The 24970-nt window shown below is 71.6% G+C and carries 20 protein-coding genes and 1 tRNA gene; 7 read left to right on the forward strand and 14 right to left on the reverse strand.

Translation table 11 applies throughout. The features are described from left to right. The 3 genes from AB0D53_RS09615 to AB0D53_RS09625 form a co-directional block, all read right to left on the reverse strand. On the reverse strand, positions 1 to 1041 hold the full coding sequence (locus AB0D53_RS09615; protein ID WP_329817890.1) for a sugar ABC transporter substrate-binding protein: 1041 nt from the start codon (positions 1039 to 1041) through the stop codon (positions 1 to 3). Positions 1042 to 1147: 106 nt separating this feature from the next. Then, complete coding sequence (locus AB0D53_RS09620; protein ID WP_362442540.1) at positions 1148 to 1927, reverse strand: SDR family oxidoreductase; 780 nt, start codon at positions 1925 to 1927, stop codon at positions 1148 to 1150. After that, the gene (locus AB0D53_RS09625; RefSeq protein ID WP_362442543.1) at positions 1924 to 3276 is read right to left on the reverse strand and encodes an enolase C-terminal domain-like protein; all 1353 of its coding nucleotides are present in this window, start codon (positions 3274 to 3276) and stop codon (positions 1924 to 1926) included. The genes AB0D53_RS09620 and AB0D53_RS09625 overlap by 4 nt, the downstream gene beginning before the upstream one ends. A gap of 256 nt (positions 3277 to 3532) precedes the next feature. Here AB0D53_RS09625 and AB0D53_RS09630 point away from each other — a divergent pair, with 256 nt between their 5' ends. Further along, positions 3533 to 4603 (forward strand): PAC2 family protein, encoded by a 1071-nt coding sequence (locus AB0D53_RS09630; RefSeq protein WP_362442546.1) that lies wholly within the window; start codon positions 3533 to 3535, stop codon positions 4601 to 4603. 81 nt (positions 4604 to 4684) lie between these two features. Here AB0D53_RS09630 and AB0D53_RS09635 read toward each other — a convergent pair whose 3' ends face one another. From AB0D53_RS09635 to AB0D53_RS09655, 5 genes are all read right to left on the reverse strand, one after another. After that, entirely contained in the window at positions 4685 to 7729 is a 3045-nt protein-coding gene (locus AB0D53_RS09635) for an NPCBM/NEW2 domain-containing protein (protein ID WP_362442549.1), read from the reverse strand. A gap of 134 nt (positions 7730 to 7863) precedes the next feature. Continuing rightward, entirely contained in the window at positions 7864 to 9093 is a 1230-nt protein-coding gene (gene mshC / locus AB0D53_RS09640; RefSeq protein WP_362442552.1) for a cysteine--1-D-myo-inosityl 2-amino-2-deoxy-alpha-D-glucopyranoside ligase, read from the reverse strand. A 153-nt stretch (positions 9094 to 9246) separates the two neighbouring features. Beyond that, positions 9247 to 10110, reverse strand: a complete 864-nt coding sequence (locus AB0D53_RS09645; protein WP_362442555.1) for an SCO1664 family protein — start codon at positions 10108 to 10110, stop codon at positions 9247 to 9249. Further along, positions 10074 to 10664 (reverse strand): DUF3090 domain-containing protein, encoded by a 591-nt coding sequence (locus AB0D53_RS09650; protein ID WP_329817897.1) that lies wholly within the window; start codon positions 10662 to 10664, stop codon positions 10074 to 10076. The genes AB0D53_RS09645 and AB0D53_RS09650 overlap by 37 nt, the downstream gene beginning before the upstream one ends. 104 nt (positions 10665 to 10768) lie before the next feature. After that, positions 10769 to 11485 carry a histidine phosphatase family protein gene (locus AB0D53_RS09655; protein ID WP_362442559.1) on the reverse strand — a complete coding sequence of 239 codons (717 nt, stop codon included), beginning with the start codon at positions 11483 to 11485 and terminating at the stop codon, positions 10769 to 10771. Between the two features lie 59 nt (positions 11486 to 11544). Here AB0D53_RS09655 and corA point away from each other — a divergent pair, with 59 nt between their 5' ends. Then, positions 11545 to 12540, forward strand: coding sequence for a magnesium/cobalt transporter CorA (corA, locus tag AB0D53_RS09660; protein WP_362442562.1), 996 nt, complete (start codon positions 11545 to 11547; stop codon positions 12538 to 12540). A gap of 25 nt (positions 12541 to 12565) precedes the next feature. Here corA and AB0D53_RS09665 read toward each other — a convergent pair whose 3' ends face one another. Both AB0D53_RS09665 and AB0D53_RS09670 read right to left on the reverse strand, forming a co-directional pair. After that, entirely contained in the window at positions 12566 to 13354 is a 789-nt protein-coding gene (locus AB0D53_RS09665) for a ferritin-like domain-containing protein (RefSeq protein ID WP_362442565.1), read from the reverse strand. Positions 13355 to 13563: 209 nt separating this feature from the next. Then, positions 13564 to 14613 carry an LLM class F420-dependent oxidoreductase gene (locus tag AB0D53_RS09670; protein ID WP_362442568.1) on the reverse strand — a complete coding sequence of 350 codons (1050 nt, stop codon included), beginning with the start codon at positions 14611 to 14613 and terminating at the stop codon, positions 13564 to 13566. Between the two features lie 140 nt (positions 14614 to 14753). On the opposite strand from AB0D53_RS09670, the gene AB0D53_RS09675 reads away from it, so the two are divergent. After that, positions 14754 to 15737, forward strand: a complete 984-nt coding sequence (locus tag AB0D53_RS09675; protein WP_329817902.1) for an aldo/keto reductase — start codon at positions 14754 to 14756, stop codon at positions 15735 to 15737. Further along, complete coding sequence (locus tag AB0D53_RS09680; RefSeq protein WP_362442572.1) at positions 15734 to 18025, forward strand: ATP-dependent RecD-like DNA helicase; 2292 nt, start codon at positions 15734 to 15736, stop codon at positions 18023 to 18025. Before AB0D53_RS09675 ends, AB0D53_RS09680 begins: the two co-directional genes overlap by 4 nt. 63 nt (positions 18026 to 18088) lie before the next feature. On the opposite strand, the gene AB0D53_RS09685 is transcribed toward AB0D53_RS09680, so the two are convergent. After that, positions 18089 to 18745: a hypothetical protein gene (locus AB0D53_RS09685; protein WP_362442575.1), complete on the reverse strand. Its 657-nt coding sequence runs from the start codon at positions 18743 to 18745 to the stop codon at positions 18089 to 18091. Between the two features lie 47 nt (positions 18746 to 18792). Here AB0D53_RS09685 and AB0D53_RS09690 point away from each other — a divergent pair, with 47 nt between their 5' ends. Continuing rightward, positions 18793 to 18981, forward strand: coding sequence for a DUF5703 family protein (locus tag AB0D53_RS09690; protein WP_072484370.1), 189 nt, complete (start codon positions 18793 to 18795; stop codon positions 18979 to 18981). Between the two features lie 75 nt (positions 18982 to 19056). Here AB0D53_RS09690 and AB0D53_RS09695 read toward each other — a convergent pair whose 3' ends face one another. The 3 genes from AB0D53_RS09695 to AB0D53_RS09705 all read right to left on the reverse strand — a co-directional run bounded on the left by AB0D53_RS09695 (position 19057) and on the right by AB0D53_RS09705 (position 21663). Further along, complete coding sequence (locus AB0D53_RS09695) at positions 19057 to 19803, reverse strand: chaplin (protein ID WP_362442580.1); 747 nt, start codon at positions 19801 to 19803, stop codon at positions 19057 to 19059. Positions 19804 to 19940: 137 nt separating this feature from the next. Then, positions 19941 to 20174 (reverse strand): chaplin, encoded by a 234-nt coding sequence (locus AB0D53_RS09700; protein ID WP_362442583.1) that lies wholly within the window; start codon positions 20172 to 20174, stop codon positions 19941 to 19943. A gap of 163 nt (positions 20175 to 20337) precedes the next feature. Further along, positions 20338 to 21663, reverse strand: coding sequence for a M20/M25/M40 family metallo-hydrolase (locus tag AB0D53_RS09705; protein WP_362442586.1), 1326 nt, complete (start codon positions 21661 to 21663; stop codon positions 20338 to 20340). 184 nt (positions 21664 to 21847) lie between these two features. Between AB0D53_RS09705 and AB0D53_RS09710 the strand changes: the two genes are divergently transcribed. Next, positions 21848 to 21932, forward strand: a tRNA-Leu gene (locus tag AB0D53_RS09710). A 110-nt stretch (positions 21933 to 22042) separates the two neighbouring features. Then, entirely contained in the window at positions 22043 to 24886 is a 2844-nt protein-coding gene (locus AB0D53_RS09715; protein ID WP_362442976.1) for a glycoside hydrolase family 2 TIM barrel-domain containing protein, read from the forward strand. The last annotated feature ends 84 nt before the right edge of the window (positions 24887 to 24970 follow it).

Consider the following 24970-nt stretch of genomic DNA (forward strand, 5'->3'; position numbering starts at 1 on the left):
CTAGCTCTTCTTCTCCAGCTGGTTGGCCCACAGCTTCGGGTCGTCGACGTTGTCCTTGGTCACCAGCGGCGCGGGGAGCTGGTCCTCGAAGCCGTTCGGGATCTTGATGATGTTGGAGTCGTGGTCGGTGGGGCCTTCCTTGAAGGTCTTGCCGTCCAGGGCTGCCTTGGCGTAGTACAGCGCGTACTTCGCGTACAGGTCGGCCGGCTGGGAGATCGTCGCGTCGATCTTCCCGGCCTTGATGGCGTCGAACTCCTCGGGAATGCCGTCGTTGGAGATGATCGTGATGTGGCCCGGCGTACCGGCCGGCTTCAGCAGCTTCTTCTGTTCCAGGAGGGCGAGGGTGGGCTGCAGGAAGACACCGCCGGCCTGCATGTAGATGCCGTTGATGTCGGGGTTGGCGGCCAGGGTGGCCTGGAGCTTGGCGGAGGCGACGTCGCCCTTCCAGTCGGTGGCCAGCTCGAAGACCTTGATGCCGGGGAAGTCCTTGTCCATGCAGGCCTTGAACGCCTCGGACCGGTCACGGCCGTTGATCGAGGAGAGGTCGCCCTGGAACTCGACGACCTTGCCCTTGCCCTTCAGCTGCTCGCCGAGGTACTTGCAGGCGTTGGTCCCGTACGCCTTGTTGTCGGCGCGGACCACCATGTAGATGTTGCCCTTGTCGGGGCGGGTGTCGACGCTGACGACCGGGATCTTCTTCTCGTTCAGCGTGTTGAGCGACTCGGCGATCGCGCCGGTGTCCTGCGGCGCCATGACGACGGCCTTGGCACCCTGGTCGGTGAAGGTCTGGACGTTGGCGACCAGCTTGCCGATGTCGTTCTGCGAGTTGGTCAGCGGCAGCGCCTTGACCTCGCCCTCCTTGACGCCCTTCTCCACATAGTTCTGGTACGAGTTCCAGAAGTCGCTGTCGCTGCGCGGCAGGTCGATCCCGACCTTCCCGCCGCCCGCGCCGTCTGCGGTCGACTCGCGGTTGCAGCCCGCGAGGGCGGTGACTGCCAGCAGTACGGCGCAGGCCGCCGCACTCGTCGTACGCACTCTCATTGGGGTCCCGTCCTTTGTGAGTACCGGCTCGGAGCTCTGTCGGCAAAGCGGAGGTGCATCGTGCGCGGGGTGCGGCCCCATGACGCGTACCGGGCCGCTCCCCCGGTCAGCTCTCGGCGGGGCGCAGGCGCAGCCCCTGCATGCCGCCGTCGACGGCCAGGGCCGTGCCCGTGACCGAGGCGGCGGCGGGGCTCGCGAGGTAGACGATCGCGGCGGCGACCTCGTCGGCCGAGACCAGTCGTCCCAGCGGCTGGCGGGCGTTGAGCGCGGCCCGCTCCGCGTCCGGGTCGTCGGCCCGGCCGAGAAGCCGGCCGATCCAGGGGGTGTCCGCGGTGCCGGGGTTGACGCAGTTGACCCGGATGCCCTCGCGGACGTGGTCGGCGGCCATCGCCAGGGTCAGCGAGAGCACCGCGCCCTTGCTCGCGCTGTACAGGGCGCGCTGCGGCAGCCCGGCGGTGGCCGCGATGGAGCAGGTCTGGGTGATCGAGACGGCGCCGGGGCGGTCGGCCGCGGCGCGCCGCAGATGGGGCAGGGCGTGCCGGGCCGTGCGGACCATGCCGAGGACATTGATGTCCAGGACCCGGGTCCACTCGTCGTCGGCGTTGTCCTCGACCGTGCCGATGGAGCCGATGCCCGCGTTGGAGACGACGGTGTGCAGTGCGCCGAGTTCGGCGGCGGCGCGGTCGACCGCCTCGCGCACGGCGTCGTCGTCGGTGACGTCCGCCTTGACGGCGAGGGCGCCCGCGGGGGCGCCGGCGGTCTCCCGGTCCAGTACGGCCACCCGTGCGCCGCGCGCCAGCAGCATGGTCGCGACGGCGGCCCCGATGCCGGAGGCGCCGCCCGTGACCAGGGCGCCCATTCCCTCGAAGTCGCTCGTTGTGGTCATCGGTTGGCCTCCTCGGCGCGGCGGGCCCGCCATACGGCGCCCTCCGGGTAGCGGTGTGCGGCGATCGACTCGGGGAGCATCCGGGCGGAGAAGCCCGGGGAGCTCGGCGCGGTGTAGTGGCCGGCCTCGATCACGGTGGGGTCGGCGAAGTGCTCGTGGAGATGGTCGACGTACTCGATCACGCGGTTGTCCCGACTGCCGGAGACCGCCACGTAGTCGAACATCGAGAGGTGCTGCACCAGCTCGCAGAGTCCTACCCCGCCCGCGTGCGGGCAGACCGGTACGCCGTACTTCGCGGCGAGCAGCAGGATCGCGAGGTTCTCGTTGACGCCCGCGACACGGGCCGCGTCGATCTGGACGAAGTCGACGGCGCCGGCCTGGAGCAGTTGCTTGAACACCACCCGGTTGGCGACGTGTTCGCCGGTGGCGACCTTGACCGGCTGTCCGGCCCGGACGGCGGCGTGGCCGAGGATGTCGTCGGGACTGGTCGGCTCCTCGATCCAGTGCGGGTCGTACGGCGCGAGCGCGGTCATCCACTCGACCGCGTCCGCGACGTCCCAGCGCTGGTTGGCGTCGACGGCGATCCGGATGCCGGGGCCTACCGCGTCGCGGGCCAGGGCGAGCCTGCGGACGTCGTCGTGGAGGCTGCCGCCGACCTTCAGCTTGATCTGGGTGAAGCCGTCGGCGACGGCTTCCTTGGCCAGCCTGACCAGCTTGTCGTCGCTGTAGCCCAGCCAGCCGGGCGAGGTGGTGTACGCCGGGTATCCCTCGGCGCGCAGCCGTTCGGCGCGCTCGGCCCGGCCCGGTTCGGCGGCCCGCAGGATGGCCAGGGCCTCGTCGGGGGTGAGGGCGTCGCTGAGGTAGCGGAAGTCGACGAGGGAGACGAGTTCCTCGGGCGTCATCCCGGCGAGGAACTCCCAGACGGGTCGTCCCGCCAGCTTGGCCGCCAGGTCCCAGGCGGCGTTGACGACCGCGCCGGCCGCCATGTGCATCACGCCCTTCTCCGGGCCGAGCCAGCGCAGTTGGGAGTCGTGGGTGAGTTCGCGGTGCAGTGCGGCGAGATCGGCCGCGGTGCGGGGCGCCGGGCGCCCCACCAGGTAGGGGCGCAGCGCGTCGATGGCGGCGGCCATCACCTCGTTGCCGCGCCCGATGGTGAAGCAGAAGCCATGTCCCTCGATGCCGCCGCTGCCGCTGCCCGGGCCGCCCGTGCGGTCGGGGACATCGGTACGCAGCACGACGTAGGCGGCCGAGTAGTCGGGATCGGGGTTCATGGCGTCCGAGCCGTCCAGTTGTTCCGAGGTCGGGAAACGGATGTCGTGGACCTCGAAATCCGTGACGGTCTGACTCATGTGCGCCCCCAGGGGAATAACATCGGACCTCTGTTCTGGTCATCCGATGTATAGCGCCATGGGCGCGCAAACGTCCAGGGCTTGATCGAAATTTGCCGGACACAGCTCGGATGTATCCACAATCTGATGCCCTGATTCGACCGGTGATGCACCCTCGTGGACCGGGTTCACTCTGCTGTGCGCGGAGACTGCGGCACGAGTGGCCGGAAGCCGTAAGGTTGATGGGTACACAAGGGAACTTCGGAAGGAGGCCTGGGTGATCGAGCTCGAGGGGGTTCCCGAGCTGATCGACCCGGTCATGGTGGCCGCGTTCGAGGGATGGAACGACGCAGGGGACGCCGCCTCCACGGCGGTGGCCCACCTGGACCGGGAGTGGAAGGGCGAGGTGTTCGCGGCGCTGGACGCCGAGGACTACTACGACTTCCAGGTCAACCGGCCGACGCTCTGGCTGGACGGCGGGGTGCGCAAGATCACCTGGCCGACCACCCGGCTCTCCGTGGTCCGCGTCGGCGGGGACAAGCCCCGCGATCTCGTCCTGGTCCGCGGGATCGAACCATCCATGCGCTGGCGCTCGTTCTGCAACGAGATCCTGGGCTTCGCCCATGAGCTGGGGGTGGAGATGGTGGTGGTCCTGGGCGCCCTGCTCGGCGACACCCCGCACACCCGCCCGGTACCGGTCAGCGGGGTCACCTCCGACCCGGACCTGGCACGGACCATGGACCTGGAGGAGACCAGGTACGAGGGCCCGACGGGCATCGTCGGCATCCTCCAGGAGGCCTGCACGCACGCGGGCGTGCCCGCGGTGAGCCTGTGGGCCGCGGTGCCGCACTACGTGTCGCAGCCGCCCAACCCCAAGGCCACGCTCGCGCTGCTGAACCGGCTGGAGGACCTCATCGGTCTGCGCATCCCGCTGGGCGAACTGCCCGAGGACGCGCGCGCCTGGCAGCTCGGCGTCGACCAACTGGCCGCCGAGGACAGCGAAGTGGCCGAGTACGTGCAGACGCTGGAGGAGGCCCGGGACACCGCCGAGCTTCCCGAGGCGAGCGGCGAGGCCATCGCCCGGGAGTTCGAGCGCTATCTGCGCCGCAGGGACATCGGTCCGGGCCAGGCACCGGGCGGGCACGCGACGGAGAGCGGCGACACCTCGTATCTCCGCGACACCTCCAGCGGCCGCACCCGCCCGCCGAAGCCGCTGCGCCCCGAGACCGGGGGCGGCACCGGACCCGGCACACCGCCCCCGGACGGACCCGGACGGAAGCCGCCGGGCGGCCGGGAGGGCGACGACAGCGGTGACGGCGACGGCTCTCAGGACTCGTCGGAGGACTGACACTCCGGGGAGGGCCGACGGGACCGGTGGAGCGCCGGGCGGACACATCGCCGCCCGGCGCTCCCGTACTGTCCGGGACATTCAGGAACAGCTGAACCGGGCCGCCGCCCAGTCCCCGTGGTCACCGGTCTTGGAACCGTTGGTGTCCGTGACCTTCAGGTGCACATGGCGCGCACCGTCGAGCTTCACGTCGACCGGTACGGTCGCCGAGGCTCCGGTCACCTTCGGCGAGGTCCACAGCACCTTGCCGTCCGCCTCGACGGAGAAGGCCACCTCGCCGTAGCCGTTGATCTCGTCGTCGATCCCCGCGTCGGCGGTGAACGCGGTGCAGCGTCCGCCGAGATAGACCTCGATGTCGGAGTCGGCGTGGGTGCCGATCCCCTTCTCGTACGTCTTCCCGGCGAGGGTCAGCGGGTGCCCGTCGCTCGCGCCGGACTCGCCGTTGCTGCGGTCCCGTTCGGCCGGTCCGTAGCCGTTGGTGGACTTCAGCCACACCAGGTCGCTCGCCCAGGCCTCACCGGTGGGCGGCGGGGGCATCACCCCGGTCGCGAACCGCTGGGTGGCGGTCCTGGATTCGCCGGCCGAGCGGTAGCGGACGAGCGCGGTGATCCGCGCCTCTCCCGCCGTGGCGTCCTTGGCGGGGGTGAGGGAGACCTCGACCCGCCGGGTGGTTCCCGCCGGGATCCGGTCCACCGTCGCAGTGCGGGCGACCTGCCAGCCCGCGGGGACCTCCAGGCCCACCTGGGCGTCCGTCACATCGGCGCCGCCCGCGGTGACGTCGACGGCGACGGTGGCCTGCGCCCCGGCGCCGACCTCCTGCCCGGCCGGGGCCGAGACGACGGCGGCCGCCGCGGCGTGCCGCCCGCCGACCGCACTGGTGTCCTTCAGCTTCACGGTGAACTTCTTGCCGGTGGACAGCGGTGCGGTCTTGATCTTCACGACGCCGCCGCGGTCGTCCCGGTCGTACCACCAGCCCTGCTTCGCGGCCTTGTACGCGGCGGCGGAGCCCAGCCGGGGCAGCTTCCCGCCGATCCCGACCGCGCTCGGGGCGGAGCCGGTGTGCACGGTGAACTCGTACGGGCGCGTGCTCTGCTTGCCCGTGAACCTTCCCTCGGAGGCGCCGATCCGCACGGTCACGTCGCCCGCGCCCCGCACCGGTGCGTCCACGTCGGCCCGCTGGGTGGCGTACTTGCCGTCGCGGTGCTGCCGGGTGACGCCGTCGTCCTCGTACAGCGTGAAGGACGACCTGCCCTGCGGGTAGATGTCCCAGGCGAGCGGAGAATCGGCGGTGCGGTCCTTGTACGAGCGGATGCCGGGCCACATCGGCACACTGGCACCGCCCTTGACGAACAGCGGCAGGGTGTCGAGCGGGGCGCTGTAGTCGTCGAGGGTGACAGGCCCCTCGTACGTCCGCCCGCTCCAGTAGTCGGTCCAGGTGCCCTTCGGCAGGTAGATGCCGTCGCGCTCGGTGCTGTCCTGGTAGACGGGTGCGACGAGGAAGTCCTCGCCGGACATGAACTCGTACTTCGCCGCGTCCGTCGCCGCCTTCGGGTCGTCCGGGTACTCCAGGACGAGCGGGCGGACCATGCCGACGCCGGTCTTCGTCGCCTCGTGCGCGTAGGAGTACTGGTAGGGCAGCAGCGACTCCTTGAGCTTCAGGTAGTCGCGGTTGATGGTGGTGTACGGCTCCCCGTACCGGAAGGGCTGCTTGTCGCTGGCCGCCCAGCCGTCCATCGTCATCGTGGTCCCCAGGAACATCTTCCACTGGAGGTCACGGGTGTACGTCTTGGCGCTGCCGCCGAAGATGCCGTCGACGTCGCCGGTGGTGTAGGCGAGGCCGGACATCGTGGCCCCCGCGTAGGTCGGGATCTGCCAGCGGATGTAGTCCCAGGTGCCGTACTGGTCGCCGGACCACTGCACTCCGCAGCGCTGCGCGCCCGCCCAGCTCTCGGGGGCGTAGGTGAAGCCGCGGGCGTCGCTGTTGTCCTCGATGCCCCGGTACGCGTCCTTGCAGCCGTCCAGGGCGAACTTGTAACCGGAGCCGATCCAGGCGACGTCCAGCTTGGCGACCCGCTGACCGGCCTTCACCTGTTCGGCGATCTTGTCGATGCCGTCCTGGGTCCACAGGCCGAGCTGCATGTCACGGTCCTGGAGGCCCTTGGCCGTCTCGGCGAGGTCCTCGTGGCCGCAGCCGTAGCCGTCGTTGACGAGCATCCAGCCGTTCGGCATGTCGTTCTCGACGTAGCCGTCGGCGACCTTCAGGGCGTCCAGGGTGTGGCGTTCACCGCGGTTGGCGTTGTGGAGGTAGCAGTCGGCGTCGCCGATCTCCATTCCGTACACCGGCGGCAGGAAGGGCTTGCCGGTGAGCTCCGTGTACTGCTCGATGACGTCCTTGGCGCTGCCGCCCGCGAAGTAGTAGGCGTCGAAGCGCTTCTCCTTCGCGCTGGTGGTCACCGGGTCGGTGAAGGCGTAGGTGTTCGGCGCGTAGGTGTTGCGGAAGACACCGTAGCCGGCCGAGGAGAGGTAGAACGGCACCGAGTTGGGGTGGCCGCCGTCGTCCCAGTTGTAGTCGACGCCGACCTCGACCGTCTTGTCGCGGTGCGAGGTGTTGCCGCGGCCGTTCTGCATTCCGGCGCCGTAGAACTGCTCGTCCGCGCCGCGGGCCAGGGTCTGGGTGGTCTGCTTCCCGTCCCAGCTCAGCCCCTTGGCCTCGGACCAGACCTGGGTGCCGTCCGCCCGGTACAGCGCGAAGCGCAGGGGCATCTTGTAGGCGCGCAGGGTGACGCTGCCGGTGGAGAGTTCGTAGCGGTCGCTCCGCTCCTTCCACCGGGTGTGCGGCGGGGTGCCCTGCGGCATGACTATGTCGTCGCCGGTCGGGTCGGAGAACGTACCGTCCGGGGCGAGTTCGATACGGAAGGTCTCGTCGGAGACGAAGCTGACACGGGCCTCGGCGGCACCGGCCTTCAGGTGGTAGACGGCTCCGTCGGCGGAGAATCCGGTGAGATCACCGACCGTGGTGTCCGGCTCGGCAGCGCCGGCCTGGGCCGCGCCGGGGCCCGAGAAGACGGCGAGCAACCCCAGCAAGGCTGCAACTGCCGCCGTTCTGATGCGCGTTGATGATTGCATAGAGCGCTTTTAGCGCAGCATCGAGCACTTGACCATGGACAAAACGGAACCGGCCCTGAACTTCGTCGAGAAGTCCAAGGCCGGTTCGTCCGGAACGTCCGGTGAATTTCAGCGGGTTGCCACCCCGGGCGGCGCTACAGCGCGACGCCCAGCAGCGCGTCGACGGTGCGCGAGACGAGGCCGGGCGCGCCCTCGTCCGTACCGCCCTCGGCGTTCTGGCGCTCGGCCCAGCGGTCCACGGCGGCCAGCGCGGCCGGCGCGTCCAGATCGTCGGCGAGGGCCTCGCGGACCTCCTCGACCAGGGCCTCGGCGGGCAGACCGTCGGGGCGGGAGACCGCGGACCGCCACCGGGCGAGCCGCTCCACCGCGTCGGCGAGCACCTGGTCCGTCCACTCCCAGTCGGACCGGTAGTGGTGGGACAGCAGCGCCAGCCGGATCGCCGCCGGGTCCACGCCGTCGCGGCGCAGCTTCGAGACGAAGACCAGGTTGCCCCGGGACTTCGACATCTTCTCGCCGTCCAGGGCGACCATTCCGGCGTGCACATAGGCCTGGGCGAAGGGGTGCTCGCCGGTCAGCACCTGGGCGTGCGAGGCGCCCATCTCGTGGTGCGGGAAGGCGAGGTCGGACCCGCCGCCCTGCACGTCGAAGCCCATGCCGAGGTGGTCCAGGGCGATGGCGACGCACTCGATGTGCCAGCCGGGCCGCCCGGGGCCGAGCGAGGCGCCGTCCCAGCTCGGCTCGCCCTCGCGGGCGGCCATCCAGAGCATCGGGTCGAGGGGGTTCTTCTTGCCGGGGCGCTCCGGGTCTCCGCCGCGCTCGGCGGAGAGCAGCCGCATCGCCTCGGCGTCGAGGTGGGAGACCCCGCCGAAGTGCGGGTCGGTCTCGACGGAGAAGTACACGTCGCCGTCGAGTTCGTAGGCGGCGCCCGCGTCGCGGAGCCGTTCCACGAGCGGAACGATGCCGGGTATCGCCTCCACGGCACCGATGTAGTGCTTCGGCGGAAGCATGCGCAGGGCAGTCATGTCCTCGCGGAACAGGGCCGTCTCGCGCTCGGCGAGCTCGGTCCAGTCCTGCCCGTCGCGCACGGCCCGCTCCAGCAGCGGGTCGTCCACGTCGGTCACGTTCTGGACGTAGTGAACCTGCCGCTTGGTGTCGAGCCACACGCGCTGAACGAGGTCGAACGCGTTGTAGGTCGCCGCATGACCCATGTGGGTCGCGTCGTACGGCGTGATGCCGCAGACGTAGATGCGGGCGACGGGACCGGGGTCAAGGGTGATCCGTCCGCCGGTCGCGGTGTCGTGGATCCGAAGGTCGCGGCCCTTGCCAGGCAGGGCGGGGACCTCAGAAGCGGGCCAGGCATGCATGCCACGAGCGTAACCGGATGCACGTTCCGGATACGAACCGGATACCGGATCCTGTCCGAAGAGGCGGTCTTGCGCGGTGCGGCCCCATCTGCTTGCCGTGGCGGTCCCGGAACCGCGCTCCGCTTCCCGGCCACCGCGTAACCCCTGGTCCGCTCAGACCGGCGGCCAGGGGATCGACGGCCACTGCCCGCTCGGCTCCGGGTGCCTCCCCGTCGCTCTCAGCCCCGCCACACGGCCCCGCAACGCCTCGATCTCGACTTCGGTGATCAGCTCGCCCAGCCGGGTGACGAGCGGTGTCCCGGGCGCGAGTTCCGTCCCCAGCCGCTCGACGACCTCGACGGCCTCGGCGGTCAGCGGCTCCCCCGCCCACCCCCAGAGCAGCGTGCGCAGCTTGTCGTCGGCGTTGAAGGTCACACCGTGGTCGATGCCGTAGAGCCGGCCGCCGGGTGCGGGCAGCAGATGGCCGCCCTTGCGGTCGCCGTTGTTGATCACTGCGTCGAGGACGGCCAGCCGCCGCAGCCGCGCGTCGTCCGCGTGGACCAGCAGGGCCGTTCTCCCCCCGCCGACCTCCGCCTGGGCAACGGCCTTCCAGCCCTCCCCGGGCTCCTCGTCCTCGACCAGTGCGAGCAGCGGCGGCTCGGCCGCCCCGTCGTCCTCGTCGCCCTCTTCGCCCCGGGGCTCCGCGTCGATCCACAGCTGGCACATGCCCTCGCCGTACGGACCGTCCCGCAGCACGGTGGGCGGTACGAGGCCCCAGCCGGTGGCCTCGGAGATCTCGTACGCGGCGACCTCGCGCGCGGCGAGCGTGCCGTCCGGGAAGTCCCACAGGGGCTGTTCGCCTGCCACGGGCTTGTAGACGCAGGCCGCCTCCTCGCCGTCGCGCGAGACCGTGCAGTACAGCACGGCGTTGGAGGCCCCGCGTATCTGTCCGAGGACGGTGAGCTCCCCCTCGGCGAGCAGGGCGACCAGTTCGGTGCCGGTCAGGCTCCGCGACGGTATCCGTTCTGGCGCGGGCATACGTGTCCTTCCGGGTCGAGCGGCAGGCTGCACAGCGGGCACGGCGGACGTCCGGCGTTCACCACGTCCAGCGCCCGTTTGGCGAAGGCCCGGGCCTGTGCGCCGCTGAGACGGACCCGGAGCATCGGCGGACCGTTCTCCTCGTCCTGGAGCAGCCGCTCCTCGGCCTCGGCGAGATCCTCGTCGGAGTCCACGTCCAGCTCGACCAGCGCCTGCGCCTCGACGATCATGCGCTGTTCCTCGCCGTCCCAGGCGAGCGCCATCGTGCCGACCCGGAACTCCTCCTCGACGGGGACGTCCAGGGGCGCGGTGTCGCTGACGTCCATCGGCGCCACGGCGGGCACCGGGGAGTTTCCGCCGGTCCGCCGCACCACTTCGTCGAGCAGTTCGTCGATCCGCTCGGCGAGTGCGGCGACCTGGGTCTTCTCCAGGGCCACGCTGGTGACACGTCCGCCTGAGGATGCCTGCAGGAAGAACGTACGGCGTCCAGGCAACCCGACCGTACCGGCCACGAAGCGGTCCGGGGGGTCGTAGAGGAACACCTGACGGGACACGTCCTGTCTCCCTTGAGATCGACGGTGGATGGGGGCGGCCGGGTCCGCGGGAGGTTCCCCGGGGCACGGCGCCTACGGAGCGTCCACCCTACTGCGCGAAGCGATCACGGTGCCCCAGCGCCGCCGCCGACAGCCGCGTCGGCGTCCGACGCGGGGCGCCCGCCGGGGTCCGCCGGGCCCGGGTGTTCGCGCGGCGCCAGCGATCCGAGATCCCCGGTGTCGCCGAGCCGCAGCAGGAAGGGCCGCAGCCTGGTGTAGCGGATCGCGGTGACCGAGCAGGGGTCGGCGTGGATCCGCTGGAAGAGGTCGAGGTGCATGCCGAGCGCGTCGGCGACCAGCGCCTTGATGATGTCGCCGTGCGAGCACATCACGTAGACGGCGTCGTCGCCGTGCCCCTCCTCGATGCGGGCGTTCCAGTCCCGCACCGCGTCGACCGCGCGCGCCTGCATGCCGCGCATCGACTCGCCGCCGGGGAACGCCGCGGCCGACGGATGCTGCTGCACAACGCCCATCAGCGGTTCGTCGGCGAGTTCCGCGAGCTTGCGCCCCGACCAGTCGCCGTAGTCGCACTCGCTGATCCGCTCCTCGGTGTGCAGTTCCAGCTCCGGCCGGGCGGCGAGCAGCGGTCGCAGGGTCTCCCGGCAGCGTTGCAGGGGGCTGCTGACGGCCGCGGCCAGCGGCAGCCCGGCAAGCCGTCCGGGCAGTGCCGCGGCCTGTTCGGCACCGCGCTCGTCGAGCGCGACACCCGGGGTGCGGCCCGCGAGCACTCCGGCCGTGTTGGCGGTGGAGCGTCCATGGCGTACGAGGATCAGGGTGGGCATACGGGCCAGCGTAGGCCGCCGCCGGTGGTGAGGTGCGCCCAGGAGCGCGGCAGGGAAGAATGCGCGCCGTGATCGTGGACTGTGCCATCTACCGGGACGGGCGCCGCACCGACGGCCCCGCCGACCTCTCCGACGCCCTCGACGAGGCACGGGCCACCGGGGACGCGTTCCTCTGGATCGGGCTGCACGAACCGACGGAGAAGGAGTTCGCGCTCGTCAGCAGAGAGTTCGGACTGCATCCGCTGGCGGTGGAGGACGCGCTGAGCGCACACCAGCGCCCCAAGCTGGAGGTGTACGACGACTCGCTGTTCGCCGTCATCAAACCGGTGGTGTACGAGCCGACGAGCGACAGGGTCACCGCCGACGAGCTGATGGCCTTCATCGGCGATTCGTTCGTCGTGACCGTCCGGCACGGGGAGGGCGCGCCGCTCGCCGCGGTACGCCGCCGGCTGGAGGCCGAGCCGGAGGTGCTCAGGCACGGGCCGACCGCGGTGCTGTACGCGATCAGCGACGCCGTCGTCGATCACTACATAGAGGTCGCGGGCGAGCTCCAGGTCGACCTGGAGGAGCTGGAGACCGAGGTGTTCGCGCCGACCGGTGTCGGCGACACCAAGAGCACCGCGTCCCGCATCTACACCTTCAAGCGGCAGATCCTGGAGTTCCGCCGGGCCGCCGGACCGCTGAGCGCCCCCATGGCCCGGCTGGCGGGCGCGGACGTGCCGTTCGTCCACGAACACTCGCAGCCGTTCTTCCGCGACGTCAGCGACCATCTGACGCGCGCCAACGAGTACGTGGAGGGGCTGGACCGGCTGCTCTCCGACATCCTCTCGGCCCATCTGGCCCAGGTGGGCGTGCGGCAGAACGACGACATGCGCAAGATCTCGGCCTGGGCGGCGATGGCCGCCGTGCCGACGATGGTGGCGGGGATCTACGGCATGAACTTCGATCACATGCCGGAACTGCGCTGGGTGTGGGCCTATCCGGCGGTGATCGCGCTGATGGGCGCCGTGGTCTTCGCGCTGTACCGGCAGTTCAAGCGCCGCGGCTGGCTCTGACGGGCGAGCGGGCGCCCCGCCCGGTTCAGGCGAGGCCCGGCTCCGGCGCGGCGGGGCCGCCCAGCGCGTCGCGCCGCTCGGGCTGCTCCAGGCTCACCATCCGCCGCCACCCCACGAACCGCTCGTACGCGTAGACGCCGTGGATCCCGGCCGCCAGCACCGCCGCCCTGACCCGGGACCAGCCCAGGATGCGGCCCATGTGGTCCATCACGGCGAGACTGACGTCGCGGTACACCCGGATCTCGGCCAGCGCGCACTCGCGCAGGATGTGCTGGATGGTGCGGCCGTGTCCGGCCCGGGCGAAGCGGAGCAGCTCCTCGTGGCAGTACGCCAGGTGGTTGTCCTCGTCGTCCGAGATCATTCTCACGGCGCGGCCGAGGTCGGGGTGGTCGGCGAAGTACTTGCGCAGCAGGGCCATCTGCTCGGAGGCGCGCTGCTCGGTGACCCGGCTGTGGGCGAGATAGGTGATGATGTCGCGCTCGGAGAGCCGCTCCTCGCCCCGCAGCTGCTCATGGGCGAGGCCGATGCCGTACTTCTCCAGCAGCATCGTGTAGTCGGTCTCGTGCGGGACCTCCGCGGGCCGGAGCCCGCGCTTCCTCAGGAGCGCGTCGAAGATCCTTCCGTGCTTGTCCTCGTCGGCGCCGTGCCGTGCGATCTTGGGCGCAAGGGCGCGCTGGCTCTCGGGCACCAGGGCGGCGATGCGGCCGTTCTCCCAGCCGCCCTGGGACTCTCCGCCGGCCGCGATGGAGCAGAACAGCCGGAACGACTCGTCGTCGTCGAGAATCTCCTGGAACAGGGTTCTTGCCGAGAGCATCACTGCCACCTCCGTGCGCATCCGCCGAGCGACAGTCAAGTGCGGCGCACCCACCCGGGCAACAGGAACGGGCCCCGGCTACGCCGGATGGGGCGCGTGACGCCGTAACCGGCGGACCGTGCGCGCGTTGATATGCGTAACGGCCGTGGCGGGGAGGCCCCGAGCCCCCACCACGGCCGTAGTGCTGCCCCCGTTGTGCCCGGGCGTGGCTAGGCGAGCCCGGCGCGCTCCAGCGCCTCGGTGCCGGCCCGCAGGGCAGTGAGCCGCTCGTCGAGGGTGAACCCGGCCGGGGCCAGGGTCAGCGTCGTGACACCCGCTTCGGCGTAGGCCTGCATCCGCTCGGCGATCCGCTCGACGGGGCCGAGCAGCGTGGTCTGGTCGATCAGCTGCTGCGGCACCGCGGCCGCGGCGCCGTTCTTGTCGCCGGACAGGTACTTGTCCTGGATCTCGGCCGCTTCCTTCTCGTAACCCATGCGCTGTGCGAGCTGGTTGTAGAAGTTCTGCTTGCGGCTGCCCATGCCGCCCACGTAGAGGGCGGTGTACGGACGGAAGATGTCCGCGAGGCCGTTGACGTCGTCGCCGACGGCGAGCGGCAGGGTCGGGCAGACGTCGAAGCCCTCCATGGTCAGGCCGGCCTTCTCGCGGCCCGCCCGCAGGTACTTCATCGCGGTGTCCTCGAGGTGCTCGGCGGAGGGGAAGATCAGCAGTGCGCCGTCCGCGATCTCGCCGGTCTGCTCCAGGTTCTTCGGGCCGATCGCGGCGATGTAGAGCGGGATGTGCTCGCGCTGCGGGTGGACCGTCAGCTTGATGGGCTTGCCCGGACCGTCCGGCAGCGGCAGCGTCCAGTGCTGCCCCTCGTACGAGAGCCGCTCGCGGGACATCGCCCTGCGGACGATCTCGACGTACTCCCGGGTGCGGGACAGCGGCTTGTCGAACTTGACGCCGTACCAGCCCTCGGAGACCTGCGGCCCCGACACACCGAGGCCGAGCCGGAACCGGCCGCCGGAGAGCGAGTCGAGGGTGGCTGCGGTCATCGCCGTCATGGCGGGCTGGCGGGCCGGGATCTGCATGATCGCGGAGCCGACGTCGATGGACTCGGTCCGGGCCGCGACCCAGGAGAGCACGGTCGGCGCGTCGGAGCCGTACGCCTCGGCCGCCCAGCAGACGTCGTAGCCGAGCCGGTCGGCCTCCTGGGCGACGGCGAGGTTGTCGCCGTCCATTCCCGCGCCCCAGTAACCGAGATTGATGCCGAGCCGCATAGCCGCTCCCCTTACCGATCAGTAACGTCCCTGGGTTCCGGACTCTAGCGCGCGACGACGTGATCCGGCAGGGGCGACTTGACGCCGGGTTGTCCACAGGCTTCCGCCGAGTGGGGTTCCGGCCAGTAATCTCAGCCCCCATGGAGCAGAGGCATCTCGGCCGCACCGGCCTTCGAGTGTCCCGGATCGGGCTCGGCACCCTCACCTGGGGCCGGGACACCGATGAGCACGACGCCGCCGAACAGCTGAAGGCCTTCTGGGAGGCGGGCGGCACACTGGTCGACACGGCCGATGTGTACGGCGGCGGGGAGGCCGAATATCTGCTCGGGCAGCTCGTCGGCGCCCTGGTGCCACGGCACGATCTGGTCATCGCGACGAAGGCCGGCAGCGTGGCCGACCCGTACCGCCGGTTCGACGGCTCGCGCGGGCATCTGCTGGCCGCGCTGGACGCCTCGCTGGACAGGCTCGGCACGGACCACGTGGATCTGTGGCAGATCCACGCCTTCGACCCGGTGACGCCGCTGGAGGAGACCCTTCAGGCGCTGGACCTCGCGGTGACCAGCGGGCGCGCCCGGTACGCGGGGGTGTCGAACTTCTGCGGCTGGCAGCTGGCCAAGGCGGCGACCTGGCAGCTCGCCTCGCCCGGCGTGCGTACCCGGCTGGCGAGCACACAGATGGAGTACTCGCTTCTGCAGCGGGGCGTGGAGCGCGAGGTGCTGCCCGCCGCCCTCGATCTCGGTCTCGGGCTGCTGCCGTCCTCCCCGCTGGGCCGCGGGGTCCTCACCGGGAAGTACCGGTCGGGCACTCCGGCGGACTCGCGCGGCGCCTCGGAGCTGCTGGCCCCGTTCGTCGAGCCGTATCTCGACGAACCGGCGGGCCGCGTCGTGGACGCGGTGGCGACCGCGGCGGACGGCCTGGCGACGACACCCCTCCAGGTGGCTCTCGCCTGGGTGCGGGACCGGCCCGGGGTGGTGGCCCCGATCGTCGGCGCGCGCAACGCGCAGCAGCTCGCGGAGGCATTGTCAGTGGAGGCGCTTAGTCTTCCTGACGAGATCTGCCAGGCGCTCGACGATGTGTCGGCGCCCGTGCACCGCTATCCCGACCAGGACTGGAGCACGCTGTGACTGCGCTTCCCCGGGGGGAAACCTCCGGTTCCCCGGCCGCCGACGACGCCGTCGTCGCGCCCCCCTCCGCCGCCGTTCCCACCCCGTCCGCCGGGGACGGGAACGGGGATGTTTCCGAAAGCGGGGAAACCTCCGGGGACGGGGAGCACTCCGGGGACGGGAGCGGCTCCGAAGAGGCGGAGGGTCCCGAAGACGCCGACGGTCCCGAAGACGGGAAGAGTCCCGAAGACGCCGACGGCTCCGAAGACGCGGCGGAGGCCGCGCCCGCGGCGCTCAGCGAGGCCGAGGCCGAGCTCGCCGCCCAGCGGGAGCTCCGGGAGCGGATCGCGAAGCGCAAGGCCGAAAAAGAAGGCCCCATCGCCGCCGGGGGGAAGCTGAGCGGCAGGGCGGCCGATCTGCTGGCGGCCGTGCGCGCGGTGGAGAGCGGCGAGCAGCCCGACACCTCGTTCTTCGACTCGCCCGCGCCCGCCGCCGCCCCGCGCCGGACCGCGCCCACGCCCGCCCCGGCCCGCCCCCGCGCCCCCGAACCGGCCCGGGCGCCGCAGGGCGCCCCGCCGGAGGCCGTCGCCGCGACCGCCGCCGTGCTGACCGGGGGCGGGGCTCCGGCAGCGCTGGCGGGACCTGCGGCCGAGGTCCTCGGGGCGCAGGCGGCCGACGTCCTGCGTGCCGACCCCTGGCAGCTGCTGACCGTGCCGGGCGTCAGGCCCGAGCAGGCGGACGGGTTCGCGCGCGCCCTGCTCGGGGACGAGTGCGGCCCGGACGACGAGCGGCGGACCGCCGCTCTGGTGGGCTGGCTGCTGGAACGGGCCGCGCTGCGGGGCCATACGGCGCTGGATGCCTCGGAGGTACGGGCCGCGCTCGCCGAGCACTCGGTGACCGACCCCGACGCGGCCGTGCAGCACGCTGTCGCCGAGGGAGTCGTCCTGGTCTTCCAGGACGGCCAGGAGGACCAGGACGGCCAGGAGTCCGGTCCGTCCGCGGAGCCCGGCGAGGACACCGGCCCGGACGCCGCCGGGACCGAACCGGTGCAGGTGCTGCTCGGCCTCGACCGGTACGCGCTCGCCGAGGAGAGCCTCGCCGACGGCCTGGCCCGCCTGGTCAACGCCTGCGAGAAGGACGCCGACTGGACGGAGGCGGCCTCCGCCGCGGGCTCCCCCTCGGCGGCCGAGCTGATCCGCGCGGTCGCGGCCCACGGCCTCGTGGCGCACACCGGCGGCGAGGCGGCCCGGGCCGAGCCCGCCGCCCTGATCACCGCGGCCCGCGGCCTCGGGCTGCGTGCCCTGGGGGCCGTGCACAGCGCCGACGGCAGGCGCCGGCTGGCCGAGGCGACCGGCGATCCGGAGACGGCCGTCACCCTGGCCGGTCTGCTCTCGGGCGAACAGGGCCCGGGGCGGGACGAGGAGGGGGCGATCGCCATCGACCTGCTCGTCGTGCTGGACGCCCCCCAGCTGGACGTCGAGACCGCCGCGAACCTGGTCGAGTCGCTGGCCGACGGCACCCGTCTGGTGCTCAGCGGCGATCCCGGCGTGCTGGGTTCGGCCGGTGCGGGACGGGTGTTCGCGGATGTGCTGGCGGCCCGCGCGTGCCCGCAGATCGTCTCCCGTACGCCCGATCCGGGACCGATCGGCGAGCTGGTCTCCGGTATCGGTATCGGCGAGCTGAACCAGGTCGAGGCGCCCGGCAAGGAGGTGGTGATCGTCCCCGTGCGCGATGCGGGCGAGGCGGTGCACCGCACCGTGCAACTGGTGGCCGACTCGGTGCCGCGCGCCATCGGCGTACCGTCGTCCGACACCCAGGTGATCACCGTCGGCCACGGCGGCTCGGCGGGCACCCGGGCGCTGAACGCGGCGCTGAAGCAGCGGCTCAACCCCGGACCGGGCCGGTTCGGCGGCTTCGACCCGGGCGACCGCGTCGTCCACGTCCCGGCGCCCGGCAGGGCCGTGCCGGCGGTGGTCGTCTCGGCGGACGCCGAGGGCCTGCGTCTGGACTGCGCGGGTACGGAGGTCGTCGTGGCACAGGAGCGGGTGGCGTCCTGCGTCCGCCACGGCTGGGCCCTCAGCGCCCACCAGGCGGCCGGGATGCGGTGGCCCGCGGTGGTCGTCGTACTGCCGGGCGACGCGGCACAGGGGCTGAGCCGCTCCTGGGTGTACACCGCTTTCAGCCGCGGGGAGCGGCATCTGTCCGTGGTGCACGGGGTGGATCAGGCGCTCCAGCGCGCGGTCGCCCAGCCCCCGGCCCAGGACCGCACGACGCGGCTGCGCACCCTGCTGGAGACCGCGGCCCGCTGACCGGGCCGGGCCGGCGAGGACCTCACCGGACGGGCTCGGTCGCGAGCCCGTCCGGCCGGCGGATCAGGAACCGTCCACCACCAGGCGGGCCGGTTCCTCGTCCGGTTCGTCCTCGTCGAAGACGGCGCTGACGTCGAAGCGGCAGACCACCAGTTGGGGATCCGCGTCGTCGAAGGGCGCGCCGAGCCACTCCCCCGCATCGGGGAGCTCCTCGGCGGCGGTGACCCAGAGCGTGGAGTCGCCCTCCTCCAGTCCGAACTCCGCGTGCCGGGAGGCGATCTCGTCCGGTTCGTACTCCCCGAAGAGCACTCCGAGCGCCGCGTGGACGCTGGAGCCGACCACCGCGGCGCTCCCGGCGCGCTCGTCCTGGTCGAGGTCGGCGATCCGCTGGGCCTGTGCGAGCAGCCTCGGTGGCTCCACCACCGCGTAGTCGCGCCGGATGAGCACGCTGAGTGCGTTCGGCTCCTCGGGGCCGGTGTACGGCGGCAGTGAATCCTCCGCACCCGGGATCTCGAAGGGGGTGACTTCGTCGTATCGGTCGTAGAGCAGTTCGTCGTAGAACTCGGCGGCAGCGGCCAGTGCGTTGAACGCGTCGTAGACGGCCGCGTCGTCGTCCCCGGTCCGGCGTTCGACGGCCGCGAGGTGGTGGTCGAGCGCGGCTTTGACCGCCTCGGCGGCGGCGCGTACCTCGGCAGCCGTGGGCTGCGCAGCATCAGACATAGTGCAGACGCTATCCGTACACGGCCTCTGCCCGCACAATAGATGCGATGCCGGAATACGAATTTGTCGATGTGTACGTACCGCGCGGGGTGTCCCGGAAGGAGACGGCCCGCCTGCTGACCGACCACGCCGAGTACGGTCACTGGGAGTTGGACCGGCTGACGCTGCGCCACGACGGCAGCCGCAGGGTGCGTCTGCGACGGCGGATCATCCGCCAGCTCCGGGCCACGTGGTGAGACAGGGCGGGCCCCGCAGTCGCGGGGCCCGCCCTTTTTTCGTCGTACGCGTGTCGCCGTCCCGGGCCCCGGGGCCTAGGCGGCGGCCCGGGCGCGGCGGTAGAGCACCGTGCCCGCGCCCGCCAGCAGCAGACCCGCGCTCGCCGGGATCAGCAGGTCGAGCCCGCCCGCTCCGGTGTGTGCGAGCTGCACGACGTTGTGCTCCTCGGGCACGTTGGGCACGACCGGCTTCTCCGGCGCCGGGGGCTTGTGCTCGGTGACCGGGGTGACCGGCGGAGTGACCGGCGGGGTGACCGGCGGCGGTGTGACGACGTCCGTGCCGTTCCCGCAGTCGTTGCCGAAGGTGGGGTTCAGCAGACCACCGATGGTGATGCTGTTCCCACAGGCGTTCACGGGGATGTCGATGGGCGCCTGGATGCTGTTGCCGGACAGCACCCCCGGCGAGCCCTTCGCGACGCCCTGGGCCGTCGCCCCGCCGCCGATCGGGGCCCGGTGCTTGCCGTTGCCGGGCCGGCTCGCCTGGGTGAGGTCGCCGGCGACATGACTGCCGGAGACGTGCTTGCCCTGGGAGTCGTCCTGCGAACCGTTTCCGCAGGTGTTTCCGAACGACGGGTTGAGCAGTGCCACGACGTCCACGGAGTTGCCGCACACATTGACCGGTACGTGGACCGGGATCTGTACCGAATTCCCTGACAGCACCCCCGGGGAATTCGTCGCCTCGCCGGATGCTCCCGCATCCGCGTGCGCGTAGCCGCCGCTCAGCGCGATGACGCCGCCCGCTGCCGCCATGGTGATCAGGCCTTTACGCGTGACCTGTCGCATAGGTTGTTCCTGCCTTCTACCTTCCGGAATACCCCCGGACTTGACCGTGCGGGGGCGGGGTACCCAGCGGCCCCGGAGCGCATGGCGTGCGCTTCGGGGCCGACCGGATTCAAACCCTTACGGGTTGACGCACAACGTCAGGCGCTGAAGCAGGTGTTGCCGAAGGTGGGGTTCAGCAGCCCGATCACCGAGACCGTGTTACCGCACACGTTCAGCGGGATGTGGACGGGCACCTGAATGTTGTTGCCCGAGATCACGCCGGGGCTGCCGAGAGCGGCGCCCTGGGCACCGGAGTCCGCGACGGCCATGCCCGCACCCGCGAGCACCAGACCACCGGTGACAGCCGCAGCAGCGACGATCTTCTTGATCATTGTTCCTCCTAGTTGGCAATGCGGTCCCAGCCGCGGACCGCATCACTTGTAACGAGGAAGAGCTAATCGGGCTACGAGCGTATGGTCCCTTTCACTCGTTCCGGTCAAATACGCACACGCTGGCGATTGTTGGTGCGGAAGTCGGTGGAAAACCGGCAGGACGTCAACAGTTGTCGATGAAACGGTCGAGCACCCGCACGCCGAACTTCAGACCGTCCACCGGCACCCGCTCGTCCACTCCGTGGAACATGCCCGCGAAGTCGAGCTCCGGCGGCAGCTTCAGCGGGGCGAATCCGAAGCACCGGATGCCCAGGTCGTCGAAGGACTTGGCGTCGGTGCCGCCGGAGAGCATGTAGGGCACGGCACGGGCGATCGGGTCCTCCGCCTTCAGGGCGGCCTGGATGGCGTCGACGAGCGAGCCGTCGAAGCTGGTCTCCAGCGCCTTGTCGCCGTGCACGTCCTCGCGCTTCACCCGCGGCCCGAGGATCCGGTCCAGATCGGCCAGGAACTCGTCCTCGTAACCCGGCAGGAACCGGCCGTCGACATGGGCGGTGGCCTGGCCGGGGATGACGTTCACCTTGTAGCCGGCGCCGAGCATGGTGGGAGCGGCGGAGTTGCGGAGCGTGGCGCCGACCATCTTGGCGATGCCGCCCAGCTTGGCGAGCGTGGCCTCCATGTCCTCCGGGTCGAGCGGGGTGCCGAGCGCGTCGGACAGCTCGTCCAGGAAGGACCGCACGGTCTTGGTCACCCGGACCGGCCACTTGTGCCGCCCGAGCCGCCCGACCGCCTCGCAGAGCTCGGTGATCGCGTTGTCGTCGTTGGTCATCGAGCCGTGACCGGCGGTGCCGTCCACCGTCAGCCGCATCCAGTGCATGCCCTTCTGGGCCGTCTCGACGAGGTAGAGCCGCAGCTTCTCGTTCACCGTGAAGGAGAAGCCGCCGACCTCACCGATCGCCTCGGTGACCCCCTCGAAGAGCCCGGGGTGCTTGTCCACGAGGTACCGCGCGCCGTACGTGCCGCCCGCCTCCTCGTCCGCGAGGAAGGCCAGCACGATGTCGCGCGGGGGCTTGCGGCCGCTGCGCATCCGGTCGCGGACGACCGCGAGGGTCATCGCGTCCATGTCCTTCATGTCGACCGCGCCCCGGCCCCACACGCAGCCGTCCGCGACCTCGCCGGAGAACGGGTGGTGCGTCCAGTCATGGGCATTGGCCGGAACCACGTCGGTGTGGCCGTGGATCAGCAGCGCGGGCCTGGACGGGTCCTCGCCCTCGATCCGTGCCACGGTCGAGGCACGCCCCTTGTGGGACTCGAAGATCTGCGGCTCCAGTCCGACCTCGGCGAGCTTCTCCGCGACGTACTCGGCCGCGCCGCGCTCCCCCGGTCCCGAGTGGTCCCCGTAGTTGCTGGTGTCGATCCGGATCAGTTCACGACAGAGGTCGACGACCTCGTCCTCGCCGGAGCCGGTCCGGGCCGTGCTGGTCTCGCTCACGCTGCTTCCTTCCACCGTCGCTGTGGTGCTCCCCCTCATCCTCCCGCGCCGGGCCCGCGGGCCCAAGGGCACCCACCCCTCGTCATGCGCCCTTCACACGGTCCGGGGCGTGATCGAGCACCCCCGAATGTTTGCTATTGTTTTCCACGTCGGAACGGGCCGGAGCCCGCGAGACAGACACCTTGTCCGGGTGGCGGAATGGCAGACGCGCTAGCTTGAGGTGCTAGTGCCCTTTATCGGGCGTGGGGGTTCAAGTCCCCCCTCGGACACAGAGCGAGTGCCGATCAGGAAATATCCTGGTCGGCACTTTGCGTTGCGCCCCGAGCGAGGAGTCCCCGTGATTCGCACACCCGCGCCCGCCCTGCCCTGGTACGAGGACATGGAGCCCGGATCCGGCGTGCTGGAGCCGCGCGCCTGGTACGCGGACTCGGACGCCGGGCGGATGTCGCTGAACGGGGAGTGGCGCTTCCGGCTCTCGCCGGGCGCCGCCACCCGTGACGAGTCTTTCGCACGCCCCGGGTTCGACGCCTCGGGGTGGGCGACGGTCGGGGTTCCCGGGCACTGGGTGCTCCAGGGGGCCGGCGGCTCCCCCGCCTACACGAATGTGGCGTATCCCTTCCCCGTCGATCCGCCGAGGGTGCCGGACGAGAATCCGACCGGGGACCATCTGCGGACCTTCGGCCTGCCTGCCGGGTGGCCCGGGGACGGGGACGTGGTGCTGCGCTTCGACGGGGTGGAGTCCTGTGCCCGGGTCTGGCTCAACGGCCGGGAGCTGGGCGACTTCAAGGGGTCACGGCTGCCGCACGAGTTCTCCGTCGGCGGACTGCTGCGGGCCGAGGGCAATGTGCTGGCCGTCCGGGTGCACCAGTGGTCGTCGGGGAGCTATCTGGAGGACCAGGACCAGTGGTGGCTGCCCGGGATCTTCCGGGACGTGACGCTGCTGGAGCGGCCTCGCGGTGCGCCGGGGGACTTCTTCGTGCACGCCGGGTACGACCACCGCGACGGGTCCGGGACCCTGCGGGTGGAGTGCGAGGGGGCCGAGGGCCGGGTTCTCGTGCCCGAGCTGGGGGTCGATGTCGCGACGGGCGAGGCGGTGACCGCCTCGGTCGAGCCGTGGACGGCCGAGACGCCCCGGCTGTACGACGGGGAGCTGGTGACGTCCGGCGAACGGATCGGGCTGCGGGTGGGGTTCCGCAGTGTCGTGGTCGAGGACGGGCTCATCAGGGTCAACGGGCGGCGGGTGCTCTTCCGCGGGGTGAACCGGCACGAGTTCCATCCGGAGACCGGGCGGACCGTGGACGCGGCGACCATGCGGCGCGATCTGGTGCTGATGAAGCAGCACAACATCAACGCCGTGCGGACCAGCCATTACCCGCCGCACCCCGCCTTCCTCGATCTCTGCGACGAGCTGGGGCTCTGGGTGATCGACGAGTGCGATCTGGAGACGCATGGTTTCTCCGGCCCGCAGTGGCGCGGCAACCCGGTGGACGACGAGCGGTGGGCCCCGGCACTGCTCGACCGGGCGGCGCGGACGGTGGAGCGCGACAAGAACCACGCGTCGGTGATCATCTGGTCGCTCGGCAACGAGTGCGGTACGGGGCGCGGGCTGAGCGCGATGGCCGGGTGGATCCGGGGCAGGGATCCGGAGCGGCTGGTGCACTACGAGGGCGATCCGTCCTGCCGGGACGTCGACCTGTACTCGCGGATGTACCCGACGCACGCCGAGGTCGAGCTGATCGGCCGCCGGGCGGAGGAGCCACTGCCCGACGCGGCGGCGGACGCGCGACGGCGGGCGATGCCGTTCCTGATGTGCGAGTACGCGCACGCGATGGGGAACGGTCCGGGCGGGCTCTCCGAGTACCAGCGGCTGTTCGAGCGGTACGAGCGCTGCCAGGGCGGCTTCGTCTGGGAGTGGATCGATCACGGCCTCGCCCACCCGGAGCACGGCTTCGCGTACGGCGGGGACTTCGGCGAGGAGCTGCACGACGCCAATTTCGTCTGCGACGGGCTGCTCTTCCCCGACCGCACCCCCTCCCCCGGGCTGACCGAGTACAAGAAGGTCGTCGAGCCGGTGCGGATCGAGCTCCTTTCCGGTGCGGGCTCGGTCCGGATCACCAACGGGTACGACTTCGCGGGCTCGGCCCACCTGGACTTCGAGTGGTCGCACGAGGTGGACGGGGTGCCCGTCGGATCCGGCGTGCTCGATGTGCCGGAGCTGGCACCGGGTGGCTCGGCCGGGGTGCCGCTGCCGATGGCCGCTGCCGGGGTGTGGACCGTACGGGCGGTGCTGGCGCGGGACACCGCCTGGGCCGGGCGCGGGCATGTGGTGGCGTGGGGGCAGACGGAGACGGGAGCGGCGCTCGTCCCCGCCGCCCCCGTGGGTGCGCGGCCGGTGCGGGGCGCGGGGCCGATCACCCTGGGCCCCGGGCTCTTCGACGCGGTGACCGGGGCGCCGGTGCGGCTGGGGGCGGTGCCGGTGGAGGGGCTGCGGCTGGATGTGTGGCGGGCGCCCACCGACAACGACAACGGTGCGGCGCGGCTGCCGCAGGAGCGGTACGGGGCGCGGTGGCGGGAGCTGGGGCTGCACCGGATGCAGCACCGGACCGACGCGGTCGAGGCCGGTGCGGACCGGCTGCTCGTACGGACCAGGGTGGCGCCGGCCGGGGCCGGTCCGGGGCTGCGCACCTCGTACCGGTGGACGGCCGACGGGGAACGGCTGGGGCTGGTGGTGTCCGTGGTGCCGGAGGGCGAGTGGCGGCTGCCGCTGCCCAGGCTGGGCATCCGGTTCGGGCTGCCCGCCGCGTACGGCGGGGCGCGGTGGTTCGGCGGCGGGCCCGGTGAGGCGTACCCGGACACCCGGGCCGCCTCCGTTCTGGGCCGGTGGCGGATGTCCGTGGACGAGATGCAGACGCCGTACGTGCGGCCGCAGGAGAACGGTGCGCGGGCCGGCGTCCGGTGGGCGGAGCTGACGGACGGCGGCGGTGCGGGGCTGCGGGCCGAAGGACGTACGCCGTTCTGGTTCACCGCGCGGCGGTGGACGAGTGAGGAGCTGGACGCGGCGGAGCACCGGACGGGGCTGCGGGCCGGCGGGACCGTCTGGGTCAATCTGGATCACGCGGTGCAGGGCATCGGGTCCGGCTCGTGCGGTCCGGGCGTGCTGCCGGAGCACCGACTCGACGTGCGGGCCGCGGAGTTCTCCTTCGTGTTCACGCCGCTGGGCTGATCCGCGCGAGGGCCCCGGTCCGCGCTGCGGGGGCGACGACGTACCATCGGGGCTTTGCGCGATCTTGGTTCTTCGCAGGGGGAA

Source organism: Streptomyces sp. NPDC048295 (assembly GCF_040652135.1).
In the GTDB taxonomy this organism is placed as follows: domain Bacteria; phylum Actinomycetota; class Actinomycetes; order Streptomycetales; family Streptomycetaceae; genus Streptomyces.

Bases quoted from the DNA above. Each gene is read 5' to 3' on its own strand.
- AB0D53_RS09615 (WP_329817890.1), bottom strand. From the start codon at position 1,041: ATGAGAGTGCGTACGACGAGTGCGGCGGCCTGCGCCGTACTGCTGGCA.
- AB0D53_RS09620 (WP_362442540.1), bottom strand. From the start codon at position 1,927: ATGACCACAACGAGCGACTTCGAGGGAATGGGCGCCCTGGTCACGGGC.
- AB0D53_RS09625 (WP_362442543.1), bottom strand. From the start codon at position 3,276: ATGAGTCAGACCGTCACGGATTTCGAGGTCCACGACATCCGTTTCCCG.
- AB0D53_RS09635 (WP_362442549.1), bottom strand. From the start codon at position 7,729: ATGCAATCATCAACGCGCATCAGAACGGCGGCAGTTGCAGCCTTGCTG.
- mshC (WP_362442552.1), bottom strand. From the start codon at position 9,093: ATGCATGCCTGGCCCGCTTCTGAGGTCCCCGCCCTGCCTGGCAAGGGC.
- AB0D53_RS09645 (WP_362442555.1), bottom strand. From the start codon at position 10,110: ATGCCCGCGCCAGAACGGATACCGTCGCGGAGCCTGACCGGCACCGAA.
- AB0D53_RS09655 (WP_362442559.1), bottom strand. From the start codon at position 11,485: ATGCCCACCCTGATCCTCGTACGCCATGGACGCTCCACCGCCAACACG.
- corA (WP_362442562.1), top strand. From the start codon at position 11,545: ATGCGCGCCGTGATCGTGGACTGTGCCATCTACCGGGACGGGCGCCGC.
- AB0D53_RS09665 (WP_362442565.1), bottom strand. From the start codon at position 13,354: ATGCTCTCGGCAAGAACCCTGTTCCAGGAGATTCTCGACGACGACGAG.
- AB0D53_RS09670 (WP_362442568.1), bottom strand. From the start codon at position 14,613: ATGCGGCTCGGCATCAATCTCGGTTACTGGGGCGCGGGAATGGACGGC.
- AB0D53_RS09675 (WP_329817902.1), top strand. From the start codon at position 14,754: ATGGAGCAGAGGCATCTCGGCCGCACCGGCCTTCGAGTGTCCCGGATC.
- AB0D53_RS09685 (WP_362442575.1), bottom strand. From the start codon at position 18,745: ATGTCTGATGCTGCGCAGCCCACGGCTGCCGAGGTACGCGCCGCCGCC.
- AB0D53_RS09690 (WP_072484370.1), top strand. From the start codon at position 18,793: ATGCCGGAATACGAATTTGTCGATGTGTACGTACCGCGCGGGGTGTCC.
- AB0D53_RS09695 (WP_362442580.1), bottom strand. From the start codon at position 19,803: ATGCGACAGGTCACGCGTAAAGGCCTGATCACCATGGCGGCAGCGGGC.
- AB0D53_RS09700 (WP_362442583.1), bottom strand. From the start codon at position 20,174: ATGATCAAGAAGATCGTCGCTGCTGCGGCTGTCACCGGTGGTCTGGTG.
- AB0D53_RS09715 (WP_362442976.1), top strand. From the start codon at position 22,043: ATGGAGCCCGGATCCGGCGTGCTGGAGCCGCGCGCCTGGTACGCGGAC.